This is a genomic window from Kitasatospora sp. NBC_01246 (genome assembly GCF_036226505.1).
Taxonomy (GTDB): domain Bacteria; phylum Actinomycetota; class Actinomycetes; order Streptomycetales; family Streptomycetaceae; genus Kitasatospora.
In genome coordinates, this window is record NZ_CP108484.1 from 4,020,944 (window position 1) to 4,042,085 (window position 21,142).

27 protein-coding genes are annotated in these 21,142 nt (G+C 73.0%); 12 read left to right on the forward strand and 15 right to left on the reverse strand.

Annotated elements, in window-relative coordinates; genetic code table 11:
• Positions 1 to 16: 16 nt before the first annotated feature.
• The gene (locus OG618_RS17635; protein ID WP_329488438.1) at positions 17 to 874 is read right to left on the reverse strand and encodes a DUF3626 domain-containing protein; all 858 of its coding nucleotides are present in this window, start codon (positions 872 to 874) and stop codon (positions 17 to 19) included.
• A gap of 145 nt (positions 875 to 1,019) precedes the next feature.
• Between OG618_RS17635 and OG618_RS17640 the strand changes: the two genes are divergently transcribed.
• From OG618_RS17640 to OG618_RS17650, 3 genes are all read left to right on the forward strand, one after another.
• Positions 1,020 to 1,409: a YidH family protein gene (locus OG618_RS17640; protein ID WP_329488440.1), complete on the forward strand. Its 390-nt coding sequence runs from the start codon at positions 1,020 to 1,022 to the stop codon at positions 1,407 to 1,409.
• A gap of 180 nt (positions 1,410 to 1,589) precedes the next feature.
• The gene (gene tatA, locus OG618_RS17645; RefSeq protein WP_329488441.1) at positions 1,590 to 1,910 is read left to right on the forward strand and encodes a Sec-independent protein translocase subunit TatA; all 321 of its coding nucleotides are present in this window, start codon (positions 1,590 to 1,592) and stop codon (positions 1,908 to 1,910) included.
• A 129-nt stretch (positions 1,911 to 2,039) separates the two neighbouring features.
• Complete coding sequence (locus OG618_RS17650; RefSeq protein WP_329488442.1) at positions 2,040 to 2,654, forward strand: potassium channel family protein; 615 nt, start codon at positions 2,040 to 2,042, stop codon at positions 2,652 to 2,654.
• A 17-nt stretch (positions 2,655 to 2,671) separates the two neighbouring features.
• On the opposite strand, the gene OG618_RS17655 is transcribed toward OG618_RS17650, so the two are convergent.
• From OG618_RS17655 to OG618_RS17670, 4 genes are all read right to left on the reverse strand, one after another.
• On the reverse strand, positions 2,672 to 3,040 hold the full coding sequence (locus tag OG618_RS17655; protein ID WP_329488443.1) for a VOC family protein: 369 nt from the start codon (positions 3,038 to 3,040) through the stop codon (positions 2,672 to 2,674).
• A 102-nt stretch (positions 3,041 to 3,142) separates the two neighbouring features.
• On the reverse strand, positions 3,143 to 3,427 hold the full coding sequence (locus OG618_RS17660; protein ID WP_329488445.1) for a hypothetical protein: 285 nt from the start codon (positions 3,425 to 3,427) through the stop codon (positions 3,143 to 3,145).
• Positions 3,424 to 3,663 (reverse strand): hypothetical protein, encoded by a 240-nt coding sequence (locus OG618_RS17665; protein WP_329488446.1) that lies wholly within the window; start codon positions 3,661 to 3,663, stop codon positions 3,424 to 3,426. The genes OG618_RS17660 and OG618_RS17665 overlap by 4 nt, the downstream gene beginning before the upstream one ends.
• A gap of 37 nt (positions 3,664 to 3,700) precedes the next feature.
• Positions 3,701 to 4,075, reverse strand: a complete 375-nt coding sequence (locus OG618_RS17670; protein ID WP_329488447.1) for an ATP-binding protein — start codon at positions 4,073 to 4,075, stop codon at positions 3,701 to 3,703.
• A gap of 330 nt (positions 4,076 to 4,405) precedes the next feature.
• Here OG618_RS17670 and OG618_RS17675 point away from each other — a divergent pair, with 330 nt between their 5' ends.
• The gene (locus OG618_RS17675; protein WP_329488448.1) at positions 4,406 to 5,272 is read left to right on the forward strand and encodes a helix-turn-helix domain-containing protein; all 867 of its coding nucleotides are present in this window, start codon (positions 4,406 to 4,408) and stop codon (positions 5,270 to 5,272) included.
• Between the two features lie 4 nt (positions 5,273 to 5,276).
• Positions 5,277 to 5,468 (forward strand): DUF397 domain-containing protein, encoded by a 192-nt coding sequence (locus tag OG618_RS17680; protein ID WP_329492154.1) that lies wholly within the window; start codon positions 5,277 to 5,279, stop codon positions 5,466 to 5,468.
• A 110-nt stretch (positions 5,469 to 5,578) separates the two neighbouring features.
• Here the strand turns inward: OG618_RS17680 and OG618_RS17685 are convergent, their stop codons facing one another.
• The 3 genes from OG618_RS17685 to OG618_RS17695 form a co-directional block, all read right to left on the reverse strand.
• Positions 5,579 to 5,803 (reverse strand): hypothetical protein, encoded by a 225-nt coding sequence (locus OG618_RS17685; RefSeq protein ID WP_329488450.1) that lies wholly within the window; start codon positions 5,801 to 5,803, stop codon positions 5,579 to 5,581.
• Between the two features lie 85 nt (positions 5,804 to 5,888).
• A complete protein-coding gene (locus tag OG618_RS17690; RefSeq protein WP_329488451.1) occupies positions 5,889 to 6,725 on the reverse strand; it encodes a helix-turn-helix domain-containing protein in 837 nt (278 codons plus the stop codon).
• The gene (locus OG618_RS17695; RefSeq protein WP_329488452.1) at positions 6,722 to 7,477 is read right to left on the reverse strand and encodes a DUF6879 family protein; all 756 of its coding nucleotides are present in this window, start codon (positions 7,475 to 7,477) and stop codon (positions 6,722 to 6,724) included. Before OG618_RS17695 ends, OG618_RS17690 begins: the two co-directional genes overlap by 4 nt.
• 330 nt (positions 7,478 to 7,807) lie before the next feature.
• Here OG618_RS17695 and OG618_RS17700 point away from each other — a divergent pair, with 330 nt between their 5' ends.
• Together OG618_RS17700 and OG618_RS17705 are read left to right on the forward strand one after the other, a co-directional pair.
• A complete protein-coding gene (locus tag OG618_RS17700; protein ID WP_329488453.1) occupies positions 7,808 to 7,969 on the forward strand; it encodes a hypothetical protein in 162 nt (53 codons plus the stop codon).
• Between the two features lie 3 nt (positions 7,970 to 7,972).
• Positions 7,973 to 9,145: a methyltransferase domain-containing protein gene (locus OG618_RS17705; RefSeq protein ID WP_329488454.1), complete on the forward strand. Its 1,173-nt coding sequence runs from the start codon at positions 7,973 to 7,975 to the stop codon at positions 9,143 to 9,145.
• Positions 9,146 to 9,184: 39 nt separating this feature from the next.
• On the opposite strand, the gene OG618_RS17710 is transcribed toward OG618_RS17705, so the two are convergent.
• From OG618_RS17710 to OG618_RS17725, 4 genes are all read right to left on the reverse strand, one after another.
• On the reverse strand, positions 9,185 to 10,561 hold the full coding sequence (locus tag OG618_RS17710; protein WP_329488456.1) for an FAD-dependent oxidoreductase: 1,377 nt from the start codon (positions 10,559 to 10,561) through the stop codon (positions 9,185 to 9,187).
• A 128-nt stretch (positions 10,562 to 10,689) separates the two neighbouring features.
• Positions 10,690 to 12,207, reverse strand: coding sequence for a protein kinase domain-containing protein (locus OG618_RS17715; protein ID WP_329488457.1), 1,518 nt, complete (start codon positions 12,205 to 12,207; stop codon positions 10,690 to 10,692).
• A 589-nt stretch (positions 12,208 to 12,796) separates the two neighbouring features.
• On the reverse strand, positions 12,797 to 13,855 hold the full coding sequence (locus OG618_RS17720) for a hypothetical protein (protein WP_329488458.1): 1,059 nt from the start codon (positions 13,853 to 13,855) through the stop codon (positions 12,797 to 12,799).
• Positions 13,852 to 14,649: an RNA polymerase sigma factor gene (locus OG618_RS17725; protein ID WP_329492155.1), complete on the reverse strand. Its 798-nt coding sequence runs from the start codon at positions 14,647 to 14,649 to the stop codon at positions 13,852 to 13,854. Before OG618_RS17725 ends, OG618_RS17720 begins: the two co-directional genes overlap by 4 nt.
• A gap of 164 nt (positions 14,650 to 14,813) precedes the next feature.
• Between OG618_RS17725 and OG618_RS17730 the strand changes: the two genes are divergently transcribed.
• Together OG618_RS17730 and OG618_RS17735 are read left to right on the forward strand one after the other, a co-directional pair.
• Positions 14,814 to 16,277, forward strand: coding sequence for a VC0807 family protein (locus OG618_RS17730; RefSeq protein ID WP_329488459.1), 1,464 nt, complete (start codon positions 14,814 to 14,816; stop codon positions 16,275 to 16,277).
• Positions 16,278 to 16,463: 186 nt separating this feature from the next.
• Complete coding sequence (locus OG618_RS17735; RefSeq protein WP_329488460.1) at positions 16,464 to 17,219, forward strand: tyrosine-protein phosphatase; 756 nt, start codon at positions 16,464 to 16,466, stop codon at positions 17,217 to 17,219.
• Positions 17,220 to 17,244: 25 nt separating this feature from the next.
• Here OG618_RS17735 and OG618_RS17740 read toward each other — a convergent pair whose 3' ends face one another.
• The gene (locus tag OG618_RS17740; RefSeq protein ID WP_329488461.1) at positions 17,245 to 17,817 is read right to left on the reverse strand and encodes a GNAT family N-acetyltransferase; all 573 of its coding nucleotides are present in this window, start codon (positions 17,815 to 17,817) and stop codon (positions 17,245 to 17,247) included.
• A 47-nt stretch (positions 17,818 to 17,864) separates the two neighbouring features.
• Here OG618_RS17740 and OG618_RS17745 point away from each other — a divergent pair, with 47 nt between their 5' ends.
• The 3 genes from OG618_RS17745 to OG618_RS17755 all read left to right on the forward strand — a co-directional run bounded on the left by OG618_RS17745 (position 17,865) and on the right by OG618_RS17755 (position 20,084).
• Entirely contained in the window at positions 17,865 to 18,311 is a 447-nt protein-coding gene (locus OG618_RS17745; RefSeq protein ID WP_329488462.1) for a GNAT family N-acetyltransferase, read from the forward strand.
• Between the two features lie 236 nt (positions 18,312 to 18,547).
• A complete protein-coding gene (locus OG618_RS17750; RefSeq protein WP_329488463.1) occupies positions 18,548 to 19,255 on the forward strand; it encodes a class I SAM-dependent DNA methyltransferase in 708 nt (235 codons plus the stop codon).
• Between the two features lie 79 nt (positions 19,256 to 19,334).
• Entirely contained in the window at positions 19,335 to 20,084 is a 750-nt protein-coding gene (locus OG618_RS17755) for a Clp protease N-terminal domain-containing protein (protein WP_329488464.1), read from the forward strand.
• Positions 20,085 to 20,126: 42 nt separating this feature from the next.
• Here the strand turns inward: OG618_RS17755 and OG618_RS17760 are convergent, their stop codons facing one another.
• Both OG618_RS17760 and OG618_RS17765 read right to left on the reverse strand, forming a co-directional pair.
• Entirely contained in the window at positions 20,127 to 20,618 is a 492-nt protein-coding gene (locus tag OG618_RS17760; RefSeq protein WP_329488465.1) for an NUDIX hydrolase, read from the reverse strand.
• A gap of 72 nt (positions 20,619 to 20,690) precedes the next feature.
• Positions 20,691 to 21,128, reverse strand: coding sequence for an SRPBCC family protein (locus OG618_RS17765; RefSeq protein WP_329488467.1), 438 nt, complete (start codon positions 21,126 to 21,128; stop codon positions 20,691 to 20,693).
• Positions 21,129 to 21,142: the final 14 nt, after the last annotated feature.

The window sequence follows — 21,142 nt, forward strand, 5'->3', positions numbered from 1 at the left end:
GGCGCAGGCCGACCGGCTACTCGACGGGTGAGCCGAAGCGCGCCAGGTAGTGCCAGACCCGCTTGAGGGCCTGCGGATCGTGCCGGCCGGTGCGGACGGCGTCACCGATGACGCGCGGGTCGAGCAGCCCGTCCTCGGCGATCGCGAGGCCGAGGGCGACGAACTCGGCCCCCCGGTAGTCGGGGTGGCGGCTCAGCTCCTCGGTCGACAGCCGCAGGCCGGGGTGCCAGGCGAGCGGGCACGGCAGCCGGCGGGCCCGCTCCTCGACCGCGGTGCCCCGGTAGCTCGGGTCCAGCACCACCGCCTCCACGTCCCTGTCGAGCCGGACCGGCCCGTGCACCTGGGCCTCGATGTAGTCGTCCAGCTCGTCCGCGTCGTCGGCCTCGGCGAGGGCGATCAGGGCCATCCGGTCGGCGGTGCCGAAGTCGGACGGGTCGAGGTAGCTGTCCGGGTAGCAGAAGGTGGCCCGGGCGAGAGCCTGCGGAGCGAGCCGGAGATGGGCCGAGCCGAAGCGCGGCGCCGCGCCGACGGGCTTGCGCCGGTAGTCCAGCGCCCCGTACACCGGGCGCTCCTCCGCCGGGGCCTCGTCGTAGGCGCCGCCGAAGATCCGGCTCTCCCAGCGCCAGCGGTCACCGCCGGGGTGGGCGGTCAGCCCGCCGTTGCCGGTACCGGTGACGAACTGGGAGCGGTAGACGCCGTCCTGGGCGAGCGCCTCCAGGATGTCCCGGCCGCCGTCGGCCCGGTCGGGGTGGAAGTTGAGGGTGATGCGCAGTCCGGCGGCGAGCGGGCCGCCGGTGGCGAGCGCCGTGACGTGCCGCAGGGCTCGTTCCTGGGCGGGGCTGGGGGTCGCGGGGCCGGCCGTGTCGATGCTCATCGCGGCAGTCTGGCCGAGGCCGGCCGCCCTCCGCACCCGAGTTCCCGCCGGACGGGCGGCCCGCCCGGTCCTGAGCTGCGGGGCCGGGCGCGCCAGGGCAGCCTGGGGTTCGACGGGAACACTCGGGAGAGCGGCGGGAGGGCCGATGCCGGAGGCGGAGCCGGGGCCGGGGCCGGAGGCGGACGGCGCGCGGTCGCCGGGCGGTGGCGAGCCGGACTACCGGTTCTCGCTGGCCAACGAGCGGACCTTCCTGGCCTGGATCCGGACGGCACTCGGCCTGCTCGCGGGCGGCATCGCCGTCGACCAGCTGACCCCCGACGTCGCCCCCGCGCCGCTGCGGATCGCCCTGGCCGTGATCTGCGCCCTCGGCGGGGCGGTGCTCGGTGCCACCGCGTACCGGCGGTGGATCCGGGTCGAGGCGGCGATCCGCGCCGGGGCGCCACTGCCGGGCACCCGGGTCCTGCTGGTGCTGTCGGTCGGGGTGGCGCTGGTGGCGGCGGTGTTCTGCGGTCTCATCATCGGATACGGCAATTGACCCGGTGGCCGGAATTCATCACGGGGCTTGCGACTAATCGCCATCCGCCTGGTCAACACCTGGTTTTTGACCAGCGTTTCCCGACCGGTGTATACGTTCGCCTCCGCGGCCATGCATACTGGCCAGGTCGGGCGCTTTGCCCACCCGTGACTCTAGACAAGAAGGGACCGGTGGCCGGGGATGCTGCGGAACGGTCTTGAGCCCTGGCACCTCCTGGTGGTGCTGGCTGTCGTAATCCTGCTGTTCGGATCGAAGAAGCTGCCGGAGATGGCCCGGGGCCTCGGCAAGTCGATGCGCATCCTGAAGGCGGAGACCAAGGCGCTGCGCGAGGACGAGGCTCCGGCCGCGGACGCCGCTGCCGCCGCCGCGCCGGGTACGGCGCAGAGCACCGCTGCTCCGCAGGCGCAGACCGCGCCGCAGCAGCCTGTGGCCCCGCAGGTGGTCGCGCCGACCAATGTGACCAAGGCCACCGAGACCCCCCGGACCACGACCACGGCCTGAGGTTTCTCCGACCGAGCCCCCACCGGCAACGGTGGGGGCTTCGTCGTGTCCGGGCCCCGCCGTGGCCGGCCGGTCCGTTCGGAGCAGCCCGGCGGGCGGGACCGGTGGCACTGCGACAGGCTGAGCGGGATGTCCGCGACCCCGACCCCCCTCGCCCAGGAGCACCGCGTCGACGTGCGGGCCTGGTTCCTGCTGCTCGGCTCGTTCGCCGTGCTGATGCTCGCGTACTTCACGCTGCCGCTGCGCTACTTCGGCGAACGCCGCCCGGTCCTCAGCTGGCTCGTGTTCGCCGGTGTCCTGACCCTGCTGAGCGGCCTGCTGCTGGGCCGGGTCCTCGACCTGCTGCGCGGGACGGGCCGACGGCCGGGGCTGTGGCTGGTCGTACTGATCTGCCTGTCGATGAACGTCTTCGCGGGCACGTACTACGTGCTGGCCGCCTCGGTGGGCGAGTTCGACGGCCTGCACACCCGGCTCGACGCGCTCTACTTCACCGTCGTCACAATGGCCACCGTCGGCTACGGCGACATCACGGCGGCCGGGCAGGGGCCCCGGCTGGTGGTGATCCTGCAGATCGTCTACAACTTCGTCTTCCTCGCGACCGCCGCCGGGACACTGACGCAGCGGCTCCGCACCGGATTGGAGAGCCGGATCCCCCGGGCGCAGGGCGGGGAGCACCGGCACGGCCTCCCCCGCCGCCGTCACCGGGCGGTGGAGCAGGACGAACACGACGAGCAGGGCGACTGACGGAGCCCGGCCGGCCGTCAGCCGTGGGTGGTGTCGATCACGCAGAACCGGTTGCCGTCGGGATCTGCGAGGACGACGAAGTCCGGGTCCTCGGGGTAGCTGTCCCAGTCGACCGAGCTGGCTCCGAGGGCGAGCAGCCGCTCGATCTCGGCCGCCTGCTCGGCGGCGTCCGCCGTGTACAGGTCGAGGTGGACACGCGGGTGCTCCTGGAGGGGCGATTCGCTGAGGCCGAGCGCCAGTTGCACGCCCGGCCCCTCGGCGGGTTCCAGAACGGCCCAGTGGTCCTCGACCTCGTCGCGGGCCGCGTAGCCCAGCGCCTCCGTCCAGAAGTCGACGGCCCGCCGCACGTCCGCGACACCCAACACGATGGATCCGATCGTCAACATGGGCCCGATTCTGCCCGGTCGCGGGCCCCGGACACCGGGAATTCCGGCCGGGTCGCCCGGGGTGACGGGCGGATGGCCCATCACCCCGGTACGGGCGTCCGGTCAGTGCGGTGTGGCGTGGCGTGCGGGTTTCTTCTGGGGGGTGCGGTGGTGGGTTTCGGGGCCGTAGTGGCCGGCCTGGCGGGCGATCCAGGCGTATTCGTGGGTGCCGTCGGGGCGGGTGCGGAGTTCCCAGCGACCGTGGGGGGTGATGGGTGGGGGCGGTGGTGGGGGGTGGTGGTTGATTTTGAGGGTGGTGAGGACGCCGAGGGCGACGGTGGTGAGGGCGAGGGCGAGGAGGGTGAGGAGGGCCGCGCCGACGAGGAAGTTGGCGGTGCCGGTTCTCATCGGCGGATCCCGAGGACGCGGTGGCCGAGGTGGGCGGCGAGGTCGTGGAGGAGGTCGTGGGCCTGGTCGTGGGTGAGGGGGAGGGCGAGCTGTTCGCCGGGGCCGGTGTGGAGGTCGAGGTCGACGGCGAGGCGGAGCTGGACGGTGGCGTCGGGGGCGTGTTCGACGGTGAGGTAGGCGACGGTGGTGCGTTCGGTGTGGATGGCGTCGGTGGTCATCGGGATCAGGACTCCCACGGGGGGTTCCTCTCGGTGTCGGGTCGGGGGGTGGTGCTCACGCGGCGGCGTCCAGTTCGAACCAGACGCGCTTGCCGTGCTTGCGGGGGTCGGTGCCGAAGCGGTGGGTGAGGGAGCGGACGAGGTGCAGGCCCCGGCCGGAGAGGGCGTAGGGGTCGGCGGGGGTGCGGGGTTCGGGGAGGTGGGGGTTGTCGTCGGCGACGGAGACGCGCAGGGTGTGGTCGCGGAGCAGGACGACGACGAGCGGGGCGGGGCTGCCGCCGTGGCGCCAGGCGTTGATGTAGAGCTCGCAGAGGGCGAGTTCGGCGTCGTGGATGAGGTCGTCGGGCCAGCCGGCGCGGTCGAGGGCCTCGCGCAGCTCCTCGCGGGCGGCGGACCAGTCGGGCGGTTCGGGCAGGGTGAAGGCACACATGAGGGACCTCCGAAGAGAGGGGGAGTGGAGTGGAGTGGGTGCGGTGGAACCGGCGGATACGTCGCCGTGAGCCAGGCCGGGACGGGACTGGGAGTGCCGCGTACGGCTGCTCTGCGGTGCGCGGGCAGCAGGCGCCTACTGCCCTGGAAACAGGCGTTACTGACGATCCGTCGGATCGATGTGAGACGACCGTAGCGCATCACTGGGTCAACTTTTACCCAGAATCAAGATGTTCCCTCTACCGTGTTAACAACCGCCTGACCGCTGCCCAGATGGACCGACCAGCAAGCGGCGCGGCAAACTTGGAACGATCCCGCCCGAAAGGACGTCATGGCTGCACGCACGAACCCCACGCTCCGCCAGCGACGCCTGGGCGCAGAGCTGCGACGGATGCGAGAGCAAGCCGGGTTTGGCGGCAGCCAGCTCGGCCGCGCCGTCGGAATGAGCCCAGCGCAGGTCACGCAGATGGAGGCCGGGAAGATCGGCATCAGCGTGGACCGGCTGCGCACCATCGCTGCAACGTGCATGTGCATCAACGATTCACTGATCGATGCCCTCGCCGACATGATCACGGAACGCGCAAAGGTCGGTTGGTGGGAAGAGTACAGAGGCACTCTGGCCGCGGACTTCCTTGACGTCGCGGAGTTCGAAAGCCAGGCAACGAAGCTGTCCACCTACACGATGACGTTCATCCCTGGACTACTTCAAACCGGCTCATACGCCTCCGCCGTCTTCGCGCAGACCTTTCCGCCGCTTCCTCGCCATGAGGTCGATCTCCGGACAGCTTTCCGCATGCAGCGCCAACGCGCCATCCGATCCGGCGCCGTGCCCTACTCCGCATTCGTCCACGAAGCCGCACTGCGTATGCAGTTCAGCGGGCCGATTGTCCTTGCGGAACAGCTCGGCGCCCTCATCGAGGACTCCGAGCAACCGAGCATCTCGGTGCGAGTAGTGCCGTTCGACATCGCTGCCATGCCCAGCTCCAGTGACAACTTCACCTACGCCGAGGGTCCGATTCCCGAGCTCGACGGAGCGCAGACCGACACGGGTCTTGGTTGTCGACTCTTCGATGCCCCGGCCCACATGGCAAGGTTCCGATCCCTGCTCGCCCAGATCGCGTCGGCTGCCCTCTCCGAAGAGGAATCCCGAGACTTCGTGCGATCCATCAAGAAGGAAATGGAAAGCAAGCGTGGCTAGTACCGTGTGGCAGAAGTCCAGCTACTCAAGCGCAAACGATGAGTGCGTCGAAGTGCGTGCCCTGGACGGACTGGTCGAACTCCGCGAGTCCGACACGGGCGCCGTCATCGTCCGCACCACTCCCCTCAAGTTCGCCAAGTTCCTCCAGGGCGTCAAGGCCGGCGAGTTCGACCACCTCACCGACCTCACGACCTGACCCGATCGGCGGCCCTCGCTCAACCGAGCGAGGGCCGCCGATCCACACCCGTCCCCAATCTTCGCGAAACCGCCCTCACCGGGGCGCACTCCGAAGGCATCCTTATTCGATCACCTGTCCAGCCCCTTCCGAATCAGAGCGGCGAGCGTGGCGGCCTCGACCTCCTTGAGGTGCCCCAGGACCACCCATGAGAACCTGGATTCCGCGAACACGTCCGGACCACCCCGGACGAGGGTGGAGATCCCGGCGGCGCGCAGCGCTTCCCGTAGATCGTTGGCAGCGGACTCCTCGACGCCCACCCGTTCCGACTGTCCAGTTGGCTCAAGCTCCGACATACGCTCTCCCTTGACCGGCGAGGCCCCTTGGCCAGGAAGGTAGGGCCGACAGTCGGGACCGGTGGGCGGTGATTCTCGGTGATTCTCAGAGCAGCGATCGGCGCGCTCGGGCGATCACCCGATGGGCCGACGGGCCGTAGACGGCGCTCTCCGCCAACGCCTCCCATGCCCGGACATGAAGCGCGAGGTCGGCCGGGTCGTCCAACCACATTTCTGCGTGCCAGGACTCGGTGATGACCAATGCGCCATCGTGAATGGAGAATCCGACTCCTGCGGGCACTCTGAGATCGGCATCGAACGGCACGATGCCGAGTCGGACGTTCCCGCACGCCAGCCGTGCGGCAAGTGACTCCAGCTGATCCACGAGTACGGCCGGCGAGCAGAGCCGAGAGACAAGAGCGCCTTCCCACACCAGGAAATGGAACGATCGCAAGCGATCGCCGAGGACCTTCTGGCGTTCCATCCGCGCCTCGACCGCAGCCTCGACATCGCGGATCGATGGATGGACCCTGGTATACCGGGTGAGGACCGCTCGCGCGTACTCTGCGGTCTGAAGCAAGCCGGGAATCAGGGTCGGATCGAACGACCGGCGGTCACTGGTCCTCTTGCCCTGCGCGGCGTGCGCCTCCTGCACCGGCCTCATACCGCCCGCGAGTTGACGCCGCCACGATCGGTACTGAGTCTCCACGGTCCGCAGTCGACCCACCAGTTCGGCCACCGCATCGGGCCTGCCGACGGCCTCTGCCCATGCGGTCACGTCGGCTCTGGTCGGGGACTGCCTACCGTTCTCCAGTTTGCTGACCTTGGACTGGGCCCAGCCCAGTCGTGCGGCCAAGGCGCGTCCCGACAGGCCGCTCTCGGTGCGGAGTTCACGCATCCGGGCACCGAGAGCGAGCCGTGCCTGCTGATAGTCGGTGCTCACATGCCGGAAGGTACCTGAGCCCGGAACCGCGCGTAGCGCGTTGCGTGGTGCCAGGCGGCATCGCGAGTCTGGCAGGCTCGCAGGACCTCCAGCGGGTCAGTGACCAGCTCCATCCCTACGGTGCGCTCTCCTTCGAAGTGGAAGCGCGCGACCGTGCGGGAGTCGAAGAGCCAGAAATCCGACAGCCCTGCCATTCCCGCCTCTGCCGCGTCCGAGCGCCACATGTACCGGATGTCTTCGCCGGCCGCCACGTTGGTCCGGGCGCACGCCAACAGATACCGCTGCCCCTCGGTCGGCGGATCATCCACCAGACGGACCCGCTCGAACCTCTTGCCCTTGTCCACCATGCGGCGCACGTTCTCGAACCAGGGGTGCCCGACCTCACCTGCCGTGTCACCGGTACGAAGGAACTCGTCGTAGGAGGGCATCTGCTTGTCGGAGAGGTAGCCGGTCCGCGTCTCCAGTCGCCACGCGGTGTGCTCGAATCCGTCGTTGATGAACTCGGTGATCTTCTGCTGAGGCACGAACTCCGGCACTGACGTGGCCTCCTTCGGTGCGAACCTCACGAGCAGCTCGCGGGGGACGACGACGAAGCCCTCATCGTCCCTCACGTACTTGAGTTGCGTCACGTCCTCGGGGTCCGTCACGGCGTACCCCTGCACGACCACTTCACCAGTGTCCACATCCTCGTACAGCGTCGGGCAGTCACCAACTCCCGACGTGCTCCCGATGACCCGCAGTCGCCTTGCCATGGCCGTTCCTCTCGCCGAGAGACAGGAAGGTCCCATGATCGGCGCGAGCCGGGAATCCGGCAGCGGTGATTCTCGAATATTCTCGGGTGCTGACGGGACTGTCCCGAAGGCCCCGGGGGAATCCGCGCGGACCTCGGGCACCGCGTCTGGAATATCTGCGAATCACCCACCCACCAGCGGCTTTCGTGCACCTAGCGTGCTTGTCATTGGCGTCGATCATTGACGCCCCTTGTTCGCCCCCGTCCCGGTGCGACCTGGACGGGGGCGAACAAGACGCAGGCCGGGTCGGGGGCTCCCCCCTGGCCCGAGGTGACGACGGAGGGGCAGCAGGTGGCCATTCCCACGTTCGACGGCAAGCACGGCGGCGGGACCGGTGACGGCAAGGGCGGCGGTCAGCAGGACGACTCCAACAGCGGCAACAAGCACGGCGGCGGCGGGTCGTCCGAGGGTGGGAACTCCTCGGACGGCAAGGGCCCGGCGGACGGTAAGTAGCCGGTGACCGGGAAGCACGAAGCGGAGGCCGGTCGGGCCCGGCCGGCCTCCGCGCTCATCGCGAACGGGTCGCTCACCACGGACTGGCTGGCGTCGTACGACGCCGTTCCCCGTCACCTCTTCGTCCCGGACACGATCTGGCCCGGTCGGGCCGACGGCGTCCGCCAGGGCCGGGCCGTCCACCGGGACACCGACCCGGCGGCCTGGTGGGAGGCCGTCCACTCGGACGTGCCGCTCACCACCCAGTGGGACGACGGTGAGCACACCGGGGACGACGTGGGCACCATGCCCACGTCGTCCAACTCCATGCCCACCATGGTCTTCTCGATGCTCGCCGCCCTGGACGTCGAGGACGGCCACCGGGTCCTGGAGATCGGCACCGGCACCGGGTGGAACGCCGCCCTGCTGGCCCACCGGGTCGGCTCCGGGAACGTCGTCAGCGTCGAGGTGGACCGGGCCAGCGCGGCCGACGCCGAACGCCGCCTCGCCCGCGCCGGGTACACCCCGCGCCTCGTCGTCGGGGACGGCGCCGAAGGCCACCCGGAGGCGGCGCCGTACGACCGGGTGATCGCCACCTGCTCGGTCGGCTGGGTGCCGTACCCGTGGGTGGCACAGGCCCGACCCGGCGCGGTGATCGTCGCGCCGTGGGGGCCGGAGTACGGCGGTGAGGCGCTCGTACGCCTCACCGCCGCCGCCGACGGCACGGCGAGCGGCCGGTTCGTCGGCTCGTCGGCCTTCATGCGGCTGCGCCGGCAGCGGAGCGCCCGGCCGGACAGCCTGGCCTACCTCTCCGGCCCCTGGCCCGCGGACGGCACCGCGTCCACCACCAGCCTGTCCCCCGAGGCGGTCGGCGGCTGGCTGGAGATGTTCGCCGTCGGCGTGCAACGGCCCGGGGTGTTCCCGCTGACCGAGCGCTACGACGACGGCACGTACACGCTGTGGCTGCACGACACCGCCGTCACCTCGTGGGCGACCGCCGACTGGGCGCCCGGCCGCGCCGCGTACGAGGTCGTGCAGTCCGGGCCCCGACGGCTGTGGGACGAGGTGGCGACGGCCTGGCAGTGGTGGCGCGACCAGGGCCGACCGGGCTTCGACCGCTTCGGGCTCACGGTGACCCCGTCCGGCCACACCGTGTGGCTGGACGCGCCGGACAACCCGGTGCCGCTCGGCCCGTGACCCCGACCGGCAGCCGTGCGGGGGGTGTCGGCCCCGCGCTCAGCCCGCTATGAGCGCGTCCCACTGGTCGCGGGTCGGGCCGTCGTGTTCCGGCTCGAAGTCGGGGTGGGCGGCCAGCCAGGCGGTGACGTGGCGGTCCACCTCCTCGGTGGCGTAGGCCTCGTCCGGTCGCGAGACCAGGTGCCGCACCTTGGCGCGGGCCCGCATGACGACCGGGTCCTCGAAGGCGCAGGTGGCCACGGCCGCCGCGCGCCGCTCCGGGGGCGGCGCGCTCTCGGCGAGCCGCTGCTCGTTGGCGCGGTCGGACGCCACCTGCGCGTCGAACCACGGGCGGAGGGCCTCCACCGTCCACGCGTGGTAGCCGGCGGGGTCCGCGACGACCTCGTCGACGTGTCCGGCGAGGTACCGGGCGGCACGCAGGCCCAGGGACACCCCGTGGCCCGAGGTGGGGTTGGTGTGAATGAGGCTGTCCCCCGCGTTGACCAGACCCGTGACGACCGGTCCCTCCGCGTCGGCGAGCGCCGTCCAGCGGTTGTCCAGGCCGGCCATCGCCAGCACGGCCGACTGCGGCTCGGCGTCCAGGTCGAGCCAGGCGGCGCAGGCGGGGAAGCGGCGCGCCACGGCCTCGAACACCTCGGGGTCGGTGAGCGCGCCCCGGGTCGGATCCGCCGTGGAGAGCAGCAGGTTCACCGCGAAGGTGTCGTTGTCGGAGGGGAAGACCCCGGCCAGCGCGAACGACGCGGCCGAGCCGGTCTTGACCCCTCGCCCCGGGTCGCGCGGGCCGTCCGCCCGCAGGCGGTACCAGCGGCACAGGTAGGCGATCCCGGTGCGGTGGCTCTCGACCACCGGCGGCCGGCAGCCCGCCTCCACCAGCCAGGCGGGCACCGGCGAGCGCCGGCCGGCCGCATCGACGACGAGGTCCGCCCCGAAGGTCTCCGCGCCGACCCGCACGCCGGTGACCCGGACGGGCCGCCCCTCCCCGACGGCGAGGCCGCTCACCCGGCGCCCCCGCCGCACCTCCACGGTGGCCTCCCGCCGCACGGCCGCGGTCAGGGCGGCCTCCAGCACGATCCGGCGGGTGCGCAGGGTCACCAGGTCCTCGTCACCGTCCCGGTGCGGCGGGTGCTCGTCGAACCAGTCGAAATCGTGGAACTCCCGGGCCCCGCGCGCCAACAGGTCCTCGTAGACGTCGGGCGCCTCGGCCCGCAGCACGGTGCGCACCGGTGCGAGCAGCGAGTGCGGCTGGACGGCCTGCGGGACCCGCGGCCTGCCCCACCCGAAGAAGTCCTGCTCCAGGTCCGCGCCGGCCTCCCGCGCGTCCTGCTCGTACAAGGTGACCGTGTGACCCCGCCGACCCAGCATCAGCGCCGTCCCCAGCCCGCTGATGCCTCCACCGATCACTGCAACCCGCGCCACTGAGCTCCCCTTCGCGTCGTGTTGCGAAGCGAGCCTACTTCTCGACGATCTTCGATCGAGCACCGGCGCCGGCTTCGGCACCGGCTTCGGCGGTCACGGCGCGGACGCGGGGCTCCCCGGTCACCGGATCAGTCGCTCTGGTCGTGGTCGGCGGAGGCGTTGAGGGAGGTGATCAACGTGCTGAGGCGGGAGTTCCAGTTCTGGGCCGTCTGCCCGTCGATCGCGTGCTTCTTGGCGATGTCCCGGACTGTTTTCTGGGCATTCTTCAGCTCCTGCGCGGCGTCCTCCTCCTTGCCCTGGTTGAGGCGCGCGGCGGCGCCGTCGAGGGTGTGCAACAGGTCGAGCTGGCGGTCGCGCTCCTTGGTCATCTGGGTTTGCGCCACCGCCCCGCGAAGGGCGTTGAGCTGGACGGCCGGGGCCTGGCCGCGCGGCGGGGTAGTGGCGGCGCTGGGCGTGGCCGACGGGGTCGGGAGCGCCGTCGGGGTGGTGGGCGCGGCCGTGGTCGGCGTGGGCGTCGCGGCGGCCGAGACCGACCGGGTCGGCTTGGGCGGCGGCGCGGCGGTGGGCGTGGCCGGGTCGTCGAAGGCGGTGATCGCGAGCATCGCGGCGCCCGCGACCCCCACCAGGCCCAGCGCGCCGAACAGCAGCGGCTTGCGGCGGCTCTCCCGGACGGGCCCCTCGCCGTCCGGCACGGGGGCCATCGCCGGCACGGGCGCCATCACCGAGGTCGCGGCGGGCGCGGGCCGGAACGGGACCGGCGGCAGCAACTGGGTGGCCTGACCGGCCGCACCGGTGGCGAGCAGCTCACTGGTCGGGTCCGAGAAGGCCAGCCCCGGAATCGTCGCCAGCAGCTCGGCGCGCGCGGCCGCGCCGGTGCCGGGCCGGTCGGCCGGGTCCTTGGCGAGCAGGCGCAGCACCGCCGCGTCCAGTGCCGGCGGCACCCCGGCCCGCCGCGCGGACGGCGGCAGCGGCTGCTCGGTGACGTGCTTGAACGCGATCGCCACCGGCGTCTCGGCGGTGAACGGCGGTGCGCCGGTGAGCATCTCGGTCAGCACGCAGCCGACCGCGTACAGGTCGGTGCGCCCGTCCAGCTCGGCGGCGGTGGCCTGCTCGGGCGACAGGTAGGCGGCCGTGCCGAGCACCATCGCCGCCTGGGTGAGGTTGCTGGACGACCCGGCCCGGGCGATGCCGAAGTCGACGACCTTCACCCCGCCGTCGTTGGTGATCATGATGTTGCCGGGCTTGATGTCCCGGTGCACCAGGCCCGCGCCGTGCGCGACCTCCAGCGCCTCGCAGACCGCCGCCGCGATGCCGACCGCCCGTTCCACCGGGAGCCCGGGCTGCTGGGCGAGCAGGGTGGCCAGCGAGAGGCCGTGCACCAGCTCCATGACGATGTACGGCGAGCCCTGGTCCACGCCGGAGTCGAAGACCATGACGATCCGCGGGTGCACCAGCATCGCCGCGTGCTGCGCCTCGCGGCTGAACCGCTCGGCGAAGCGCGGGTCGTCGGCGAGGCCTCCGTTGAGGACCTTGACGGCCACCTGACGGCCCAGCACGTGGTCCACGCCCCGCCAGACGGTGGCCATCCCGCCGACGCCGAGTATCTCGACGAGTTCGTACCGTCCGTTAAGCGCCCGTCCGATCACCTGGAACCGCTCCCCTCACGTGCCCTGCCCGGGGCCCCGGACCGCCTCGTGCACGTGTGCACGATAGCCCCCGGCGTCAACGTGCCCGGGCGGAGCGTGCATCGGGCTCCCGTAGCCCGGGGCGTCGTACCCCGGGGGCCAGGTACCCCGGGGCCTGGTACCCGGAAGGCTGGTGGCCCGGGGCGGCGGTGGTCTCGGCGGCCTGCCGGGAAGGGGTGGCGGCCGGGGAACCGGGCAGCGGTTCCCCGGCCGCCGGCTCGTGGTCGTACAAGGTGACGGTCACGGTCGGGTCCAGGTCTGGTCTCGCGGAGTGCAGGTGCGCTGGGTGCGCCCTGCGGCCCGCCCGACTGCGGGGCGGGCGGGCCGTGGGGTGCGCCCTGGCCGGGCCGGCGGCGCGTCCGGGGTGCGCCGTCCGGTCCGGCCGGAGCCGGCCGGGTGGACGGTTGGCACGGGGGAGCCGACCGGCCACCCGGGGTCTGCGGGTGGTGAGGTTGGAGCGGTCCTGCGGTCCTGCGGTGGAGCGGTGGAGCGGTCCGGATGAGCGACGGGCCCGGGGGGTTTCGCCCGCCGCCCATCCGGAGTTCTGGGGTTACCTCCCCGGAGGGGAGTCGGCGGACTGCCCGGAGCGGTCGGGCTTCGGCAGGACGCCGGGAAGCGTCGGCACCGCGGTCGGCAGCGGGCCGGGCCCGCTCCCGCCGCCACCGGAGCCGTTCTTCCCGTCGGCGGTCTTGCCGTCGTCCTTCTTTCCGCCGTCGCGGCCGCCGCCGTCGGTGCTGCCGGGGCGGGACGGGGACGGGACGGCCTGACGGTCGTCGTCGTCCTTGTGCCGCAGGACCTCCCCGCAGTACTCGTCCACCTTGTCCGGACCGCCGGCCGCCGCGACCAGCGCGGCGAACTGCGGATCCGTGACCAGCGGGCGTGGGTGCCCGCCCTTGCCCTTCCGGTCGGTGTAGCCCTGGCAGAGCGCCACCAGCGCGGCCCTGGCCTGCTGGCCCCTGGTCTCCGTGGAGGCCGAGGGCGAGACGCCCGGCGACGGCGGCTTCGCCGCACCGGTGGACGGACCGGCGGTGGACGTCCCGGCGGACGGCCCGACGGTGGACGGTCCGGTGGTGGACGGTCCGGTGGTGGACGGCCCGGTGGAGGGCCGGCGCGTGGACGAACCGCTGTCCGCGGCGGACGAGGCGACCGGGGCGGAGGAGGCCGTGGCGGGCGCCAGCAGCGAAGGCCTCGGCTCCTCGGAACCGCCGCCGAGCGCTGACGGAAGGTTGCCCGTCCCGGCCGCGACCGCCACACCGCCGAGCGCAGTGGCTCCGAGCACGACGGCAACAGCCTTCGTGCTGAAGGCCCTGGCCAGCGCGGCGGTTGCCATCGATCGTCTCCGGACGGGTGCGGATGGAGCGGGAACAGCGGGGACGGGCGCGAGACGGGCCTCCCGGAACGCGGCCAGGGCGGCCTCCTCACCGGCCAGCTCATCCGCCACCGCTGGGGCGGCGGCGGCGGCCAACACGTGGGCAACCCCCGTACGCCCGGTACTGGCATCCGGTCCGGTGAGCGAGGCGTCCTGCCCGGCCGACGGGCCGCCCACGGCACCGCCGAGCAACTGCTCGGCCGTGTCACGGTCGATCCGACGGGATCGGTTGGTGCTCATCTCATGTCCTTCAGCGTCGCGGCCCTGCGTTCTGTCACACCCTGCGGAGGAACTCTTTTCCTGCCGTCCTCCGCGCTCTGTCCGACGCCTCTTCCGGCACCCCCCGCCCCGGCCGGTCCGGCAGGCCCTGCCGTTGGCCGGGCCGGCTGCCCGGACGGCCCGGTCGCCGGCCGGTGCGCCGGAATTCCCACACCCGCCGCGAGGGGCTGCTCCAGCAGCTTGGCCAGCCGCTTCAGCCCCCGGTGCGCGGCCATCCGGACGCTGCCGGACTTCTTGCCGAGCACCCGGGCGGCGCTCTCCGCGTCCAGCTCCATCACCACCCGCAGCAGCACCGCCTCGGCCTGGTCACGCGGCAGCCGGGAGATCAGGGCCAGCGCGTCCGCCGTGCCGACGGCGGCCAGCGCCGCCCCCGCTGTGTCGTCCCCGGCGGCCAGCTCGGCCAGGTACTCGAAGGGCAGGTCGGCGACCGGGCGGCGACGGCGGGCGCGCAGGTGGTCCAGCGCGCGGTTGCGGGCGATGGTGGCGGCCCAGCCGCGGAACCCGTCCCCGTCGCCGGAGAAGGTCCGCAGGTCGCGGGCGATCTGCAGCCAGGCCTCGGAGGCGATGTCCTCGGCGTCCTGCGCGTCCTCGGGCCGGCCGCCGACGAGCACCCGGAGGTAGCGGAGCAGGCCCGGCTGGACGCTCCGGAACAGCAGCCGGAACGCCTCCTCGTCCCCGTCCTGCGCCGCCCGCACGGCCTCGGACAGGTCGACGGCGGTGCCCGGCCCGGCGGGCGGGACCGCGGGCGGCCCCACGGACGCGGTGGACGGCGGGCCGGGCGGGGGGCCGCCGGACACCGGTGCCGGTCCGGACCGGCCGACGGGGTTGTCGGTGCCCGCTCCGGGGCGCTCTGCACTCTGCACCCGCCACATCATGCGCCATTCGCGCCGCCCGTCCGACCCGCCCGGCCCTCCACGACGTGCTCCCGCGCTCCCGCTCCCCCCGCTCGCGGGCCACCGTCTACGCCGCCCCTGCCCTCCGGCACGCCCCGGCGGAGACCGGCATCGAGACCTGGCGGGCCCGGATCGGCGAGGTGCTGCCGGTCGGCGAGGACGTCTGGTGGGAGGTGCGGCAGGGACCGCGCCGGCGGGTCGCGCTGGACGACTCGATCGCCGCCGTCGACCACTACGGCCTGCCCGATCTGCGGCGCCGGGCCGAGCGGGACCGCACCGGCACCGGCGAGACCTGTCTCTGGACACCGCCCGGGCTGAAGCAGGTCAACGCCGTCCTGCCGGCCGCCTCGGTGGCGCGGATCCAGCGCGCCGAGCTGGTCGACGAGGAGCTCGTCCTGACCGGCGCGTGGACCGGGGCGGACACCGTCGCGTGGTCCGGGGCGGACACGGTCGCGCGGACCGGGGCGGACGCGGTCGCGCGGACCGTCCTCCAGGGCGTCGCCCGCGGGTTCCTCTCCGTCGGGGACGAGCGCTTCCGCACGGTGCGCTGCGTGGACACCCCCGGCCGACCGCTCTGGCACATCGCCCGCCCACCGGCTGAACGCGCAGGTCAACGGCGCTGTCATGGTGCGCGTCGTGACAACTGTCATGCGGATCCCGCAACGGACGACACTGCTCTGACGCAGGGTCGGCTCGGGAGACTGGAGGCACGACGCGGGCACCGGCCCGCAGGCCGAGCACCAGTCAGGGGAGAGCCCACCATGAGCCAGACCGCCACCACCGCCACCGCCACCGCCACCGCCACCACCGCCGGGACCGCCGCCGCCAAGGCCCCGAACCCGCTGGCCGCCACGCTCCGCCCGCTCGCGCTGGACGTCGTGACCCCGCTGGCCGGCTACTACCTGCTGCACTCCGCGTTCGGGATGAGCCAGTTCGCCGCCCTCGCCTGGAGCGGCGCCGTCCCGGCCGTCCGGACGGTCGTCGGCCTGGTCCGCGAGCGGAAGGTCAACCTGTGGGCCTCGATGATGCTCGGCGTGAACGTGATCGGTCTGGCGCTCACCACCGTGACCGGCGACGCGCGGTTGATGCTCGCCAAGGACGGCGCGCTCAGCGGCTCCCTCGCACTGGCGATCCTGGTCTCCGTCTTCCTCGGCCGGCCGATGATGTCGCCGATGCTGATGCCCTTCCTGACCAAGGGCGACCGGGCCCGCTCCGCCGCCTGGCAGCGGCTGGCCGACGGCCGGGCGGCCCGCTCGCGCTCCTTCCGCCGCTACGAGCGGCTCTTCTCCGGCATCTGGGGCACCGCCCTGCTGACCGAGTGCGTGGCCCGGGTGGTCGGCGCCTTCACCCTGCCGGTCTCGACCATGGCCTGGCTGTCCACCGCCTTCCTGATCGGCGCGATCGCGGCCGGCTCGGTGCTCGGCCACCGTGCCGCAGACCCGATGGAGAAGCTGGTCCGCGCCGAGGCCGCCGAGCCGACCGGCCTCTGAACCACCAACCGCCGCGCACCGCAAGCACGTTGACCTCCATGATCCACCGCACCCGCACCACCCGTCCGACCCGCTCCACCCCGCCCGCCCCCGACGGCCTGCCGCACGGCAGAGGAACCATCGGGACGGCTCCGGAGTCCATATAACGAGGGGGTAACGGACCCCCGGCGAGGAACGGGGATCCTGATGAGCCGGACGCACGCGCTGACCACCACCGAGGACCGCACGCTCGACTGGGACGGTTGCCTCAACGTCCGCGACCTCGGCGGCCTGCGCACCGGCGACGGCACCCGCACCGCCCACCGCGCGATCGTCCGGGCCGACAACCTCGACCGCCTCACCGCCGAGGGCTGGGACACCCTGCTCGACCACGGCATACGCACCGTCGTCGACCTGCGCAACATCGAGGAGTACCGCCCGCTCCTCCCGCTCCCCGAGGACGTCCAGCTGGTCCGCGTCCCACTGGACGAACTCGCCGGCCCCGCCTGGTGGGAGCGGTACGGACGACTGGACGGCACCCCGCTCGCCCTCCGCCCCTACCTCGACCACTGCCCGCGCGCCGCCGCCGAACTGGTCGCCACCGTGGCGGGCGCCCGGCCCGGCGGGCTGGTCGTGCACTGCGGCGCCGGTCGTGACCGCACCGGCCTCGCCGCCCTGCTGCTGCTCGCCCTCGCGGGCGTCGAGCCGTCCGAGATCGTCGCCGACTACCTGCTCAGCGCGGCCAACGTCCGCCCGCTGTACGGCATGCTCGGCCTGCCGGACCAGTACCGCCGGATCGACACGGTGCTCGCCGAGGCCGGCACCACCGCCGAGGCCGCCCTCCACGCCACCCTGGAGGGCTTCGACCCGGCCGGCTACCTGCTGGCCGCCGGCGTCGACCCGGCGGACCTCGCCGCCGTCCGCTCCCGCCTGCTGGACTCCCGCCCCGACCACACGATCTGACGCTCCGTCCGCTACGTCAGCTCCGCTACCAGAGCCGGTCGATCTCACCCGGGTGGAGGGCGATCCGACTGCCCGGGAAATCCGCCCGGTGCCGGCGGGCGCGCTCCGTGAAGAAGCCCGCCATGGTCACCTTGTCGAAGCCCTCCCGGTCGCTGGGGAACGGCAGTTCGGGCGTCCCGCCGACCAGCACCGCGCCCGGCAGCAACTCCCAGCCGGCCCCTTCGTAGAAGTGCCGGAGCACCCGGTCGCAGGTGAAGAGCCCGAGGTCCGCGCCGCCCTCCTCGACGAGGGCGCGGGCGGCCGCGACCAGCCGGCGCCCGTACCCGCGGCCGCGCTCCACCCGGTCGGTGACCACGGCGCTCAGCCCGCACGCCGCGTACGTCCGCCCGGCGTGCTCCAGCCGCTTGGAGAGCACGTCGAGCGCGGCGACCACCCGGCCGCCGTCCAGCAGCAGCATCGACACCGGGCGCAGCGCCGGGTCGTGCACCGGAGCGGTGGACGGCGCCGGCGGCCCTGGCCAGGCCTGCTCCTGCAACCCGGCCACCTGGAGCTTGAGTTCGTCCGGCACGGCGGTCTCCGGAAGCGTGACTATGCGCATGCCCCTCCCAGGGTCGTCGCCGCCGTCCGCTCTGGCAGACTCCGGGCGTGATCCTCCGAACCGCGACCCGCCAGGACCTGCCCGCCGTCATCGCGCTGCTCACCGACGAGGACGGGGTGACCGACCCCGCCACCGTGCAGGTCGACGAAGCCTACGCCCGCGCGTTCGCCGCGGTGGACATGGACGCCCGCAACGAGTTGCTGGTGCTCGACGAGGGCGACGGGACGGTGCTCGGCTGCCTCCAGCTCACCTACATCCCCGGTCTCGGCCGACGCGGCGAGGAGCGCGCCCTGATCGAGGCCGTCCGGGTGCGCGCGGACCGCCGGGGCGGCGGCCTCGGGCGGGACCTGCTGACCCGGGCCGTCGAGCGGGCGCGCGGGCGCGGCTGCACGCTGGTCCAGCTCACCAGCCACAAGCGCCGCACCGAGGCGCACCGCTTCTACGCCTCACTGGGCTTCGCGCGCAGCCACGACGGGTTCAAGCTGTCCCTCTGAACGCACGGGGTGGGCGGGGCGGGCAGGGGCGGGCGGGCCGCGGGTGCGGGCCGCGGGTGCGGGCCGCGGGTGCGGGCCGCGGGTGCGGGGTGCGCGGAGCGGGGTGCGCGGAGCGGGGTGCGCGGAGCGGGGTGCGCGGAGCGGGGTGCGCGGAGCGGGGTGCGCGGAGCGGGGTGCGCGGAGCGGGTGCGGTAAATCGTTCGCGGTCGTTCGCCCCGGGCGGAGATACTCGCGCCATGGTGCGCTTCTCCGACTTCGACACCCGCAACTACCCGACCGTGGACGTCCGTACGGGCTACGCCCAGTGGGTGGAGACGTACGAGAGAACGGTCGAGGACGCCATGGACCTCGCGGTGCTGGAGCGGCTCGCGACCCCCGACTGGGCGGAGGTGACCCGCGCGGCCGACCTCGGCTGCGGCACCGGGCGCACCGGCGCCTGGCTGCGCGGGAAGGCCGCCGACGGCCTGGTCCTGGACGGCGTGGACCTCACCCCCGAGATGCTGGCGGTCGCCAAGGGCAAGGCCGTCCACGACACCCTGACCGAGGCCGACGTCGCCGCCACCGGACTGCCCGGCGGCGGCTACGACCTGGTGATCTCCTCGCTGATCGACGAGCACCTGGCCGACCTCGGCCCGCTCTACCGGGAGGCCTTCCGGCTGGCCCGCCCGGGCGGGCGCTGCGTCCTGGTCGGCCTGCACCCGTACTTCATCATGGCGGCCGGCATGCCGACCCACTTCACGAGCGCCGCCGGTGCCGACGTCGCCATCACCACCCACGTCCACCTGGTCTCCGACCACCTGAGCGCCGGCCTGGCGGCCGGCTGGCGGCTGGCCGAGATGGCCGAGGCGGTGGTCGACGACGCGTGGATCGCCCTGAAGCCCAAGTGGGAGAAGTACCGCAGCCACCCGGTCTCGGCCGCGTACGTCTGGGAGAAGTCCGGCTGAGCGGGGCCGGTCGGGGCCAACTCACTCAATCGTCAACCGATGGTTGACGACCGTCGGGTCGACAACCTACGGTTGACGCATGGAGAATCCCGTTGTTCCCAAGACCACACCGATGCGCCTCGACGACCTGATCGACGCGATCAAGAAGGTCCACTCCGACGCGCTGGACCAGCTCTCCGACGCGGTCATCGCCGCCGACGCCCTCGGCGAGCTGGCCGACCACCTCATCGGCCACTTCGTCGACCAGGCCCGCCGCTCCGGCGCGTCCTGGACCGACATCGGCCGCAGCATGGGCGTCAGCAAGCAGGCCGCCCAGAAGCGGTTCGTCCCCAAGGACCCGGGCGCGCCCTCGGACCTCGACCCGAGCCAGGGCTTCAGCCGCTTCACCCCCCGGGCCCGGCACGTCGTGATGGCCTCCCAGGAGGAGGCCCGGACGGCGGGCAACGCCGAGATCGGCACCGTGCACCTGCTGCTCGGCCTGCTGGTCGAGCCGGAGGGCCTGGCGGTCAAGGCGCTGGCCGCCCAGGGCGTCACCCCGGCAGCCGTCCGGGAGGCCTCCACCGCCGCCCTGCCGGCCGCCGTCGAGGAGGTGCCCGGGCTCATCCCCTACGACACCGAGGGCAAGAAGGTGCTGGAGCTGACGTTCCGGGAGGCGCTCAAGCTGGGCCACAACTACGTCGGCACGGAACACATCCTGCTGGCGCTGCTGGAGCAGGCCGACGGCACCGGACCGCTGGCCGACCTCGGTGTGGACAAGGCCGAGGTCGAGAACTTCACCTCGGAGGCCGTCACGGCCCTCATCGCGGCGACCACCGGCTCGCCGGAGTGACCCGCCCGTCGGGGGCTCCGGCCCGCCGGGGCCCCCGACCGCTCAGAAGCCGGAGATGGGCGTGGAGATGATCCGCACCCGCCCGTCGGCAGCCGCCTCCATCGCCGCCCGAAGGCGCAACGAACGGGCCGGACCGAGGAGTTCGAGCGCCTCCTGATCGGTCGCCCAGCGGTGGTCGTCCAGTTCACCGGCCGGGACGGTCACGGGGGTGCCGTCCGGGACGGTGCCGAAGTCGAACAGGAAGTGCTCGGCCGGGTGGTCGAGTTCGTCGGAGGGGTGGGTCCAGGAGATGACGAGCAGCTCGCCGGCCGGGCGGACCAGCCCGGTCTCCTCGGTCAGCTCCCGCTCGGCGCACGCGACCGGACCCTCGCCGCGGTCGATCGTGCCGCCCGGGAACTGCCAGTGCTCCCGGTACCCGGCCTTCACGATCAGGATCCGGCCGGACTCGTCCCGCAGCACGCCGCCGGCTGCCGCGTAGATCCGCGGCAGCGACGCCAGCCACTCTTCGCGGGACTTCAAGGGCTCAGCCGACACAGCGGGCCTCCTACGGCGCGGGGATCACTGCGCCCCACTCTGCCACTACTGCCGCTCCCCGCGCCCGGCCGGTCAGGCCTGGCCCAGGAGGTACTCGACCAGGCGGTCGAAGCTGGAGTTGAGGCCCGCCCGCGCCTCCGGACCGCAGTAGAAGTCCGGTGCGTCGGTCTGGTGCAGGACGGCCTCGGTCCGGCCGTCGCCGAGGTCCGTGAGGGTGAGGCTGGAGCGCAGCCCGACGCCCTCCTCCTGGAAGGCCAGCAGCTCTCCGGGCCGGATGTCGGTGATCTCGCCCCGCAGCGGATAGCGCTCCCCGGTCGCGTCGATGACCATGGTGCTGTCGTAGCGCCCGCCGACCTTCGGCTCGATGGTCACGGTGTCCAGCGGGACGTGGGTGCCGACCGGGCCCCAGAAGCGGACGAACCGCTCCGGCTCGGTGTACGCCCGGAAGACCACCGCCGGGGTGGCGGGCAGCTCGCGGGTGATGGTCAGCTCGCCGAGGTTCTCGCTCATGGTGTGTCCTCCGT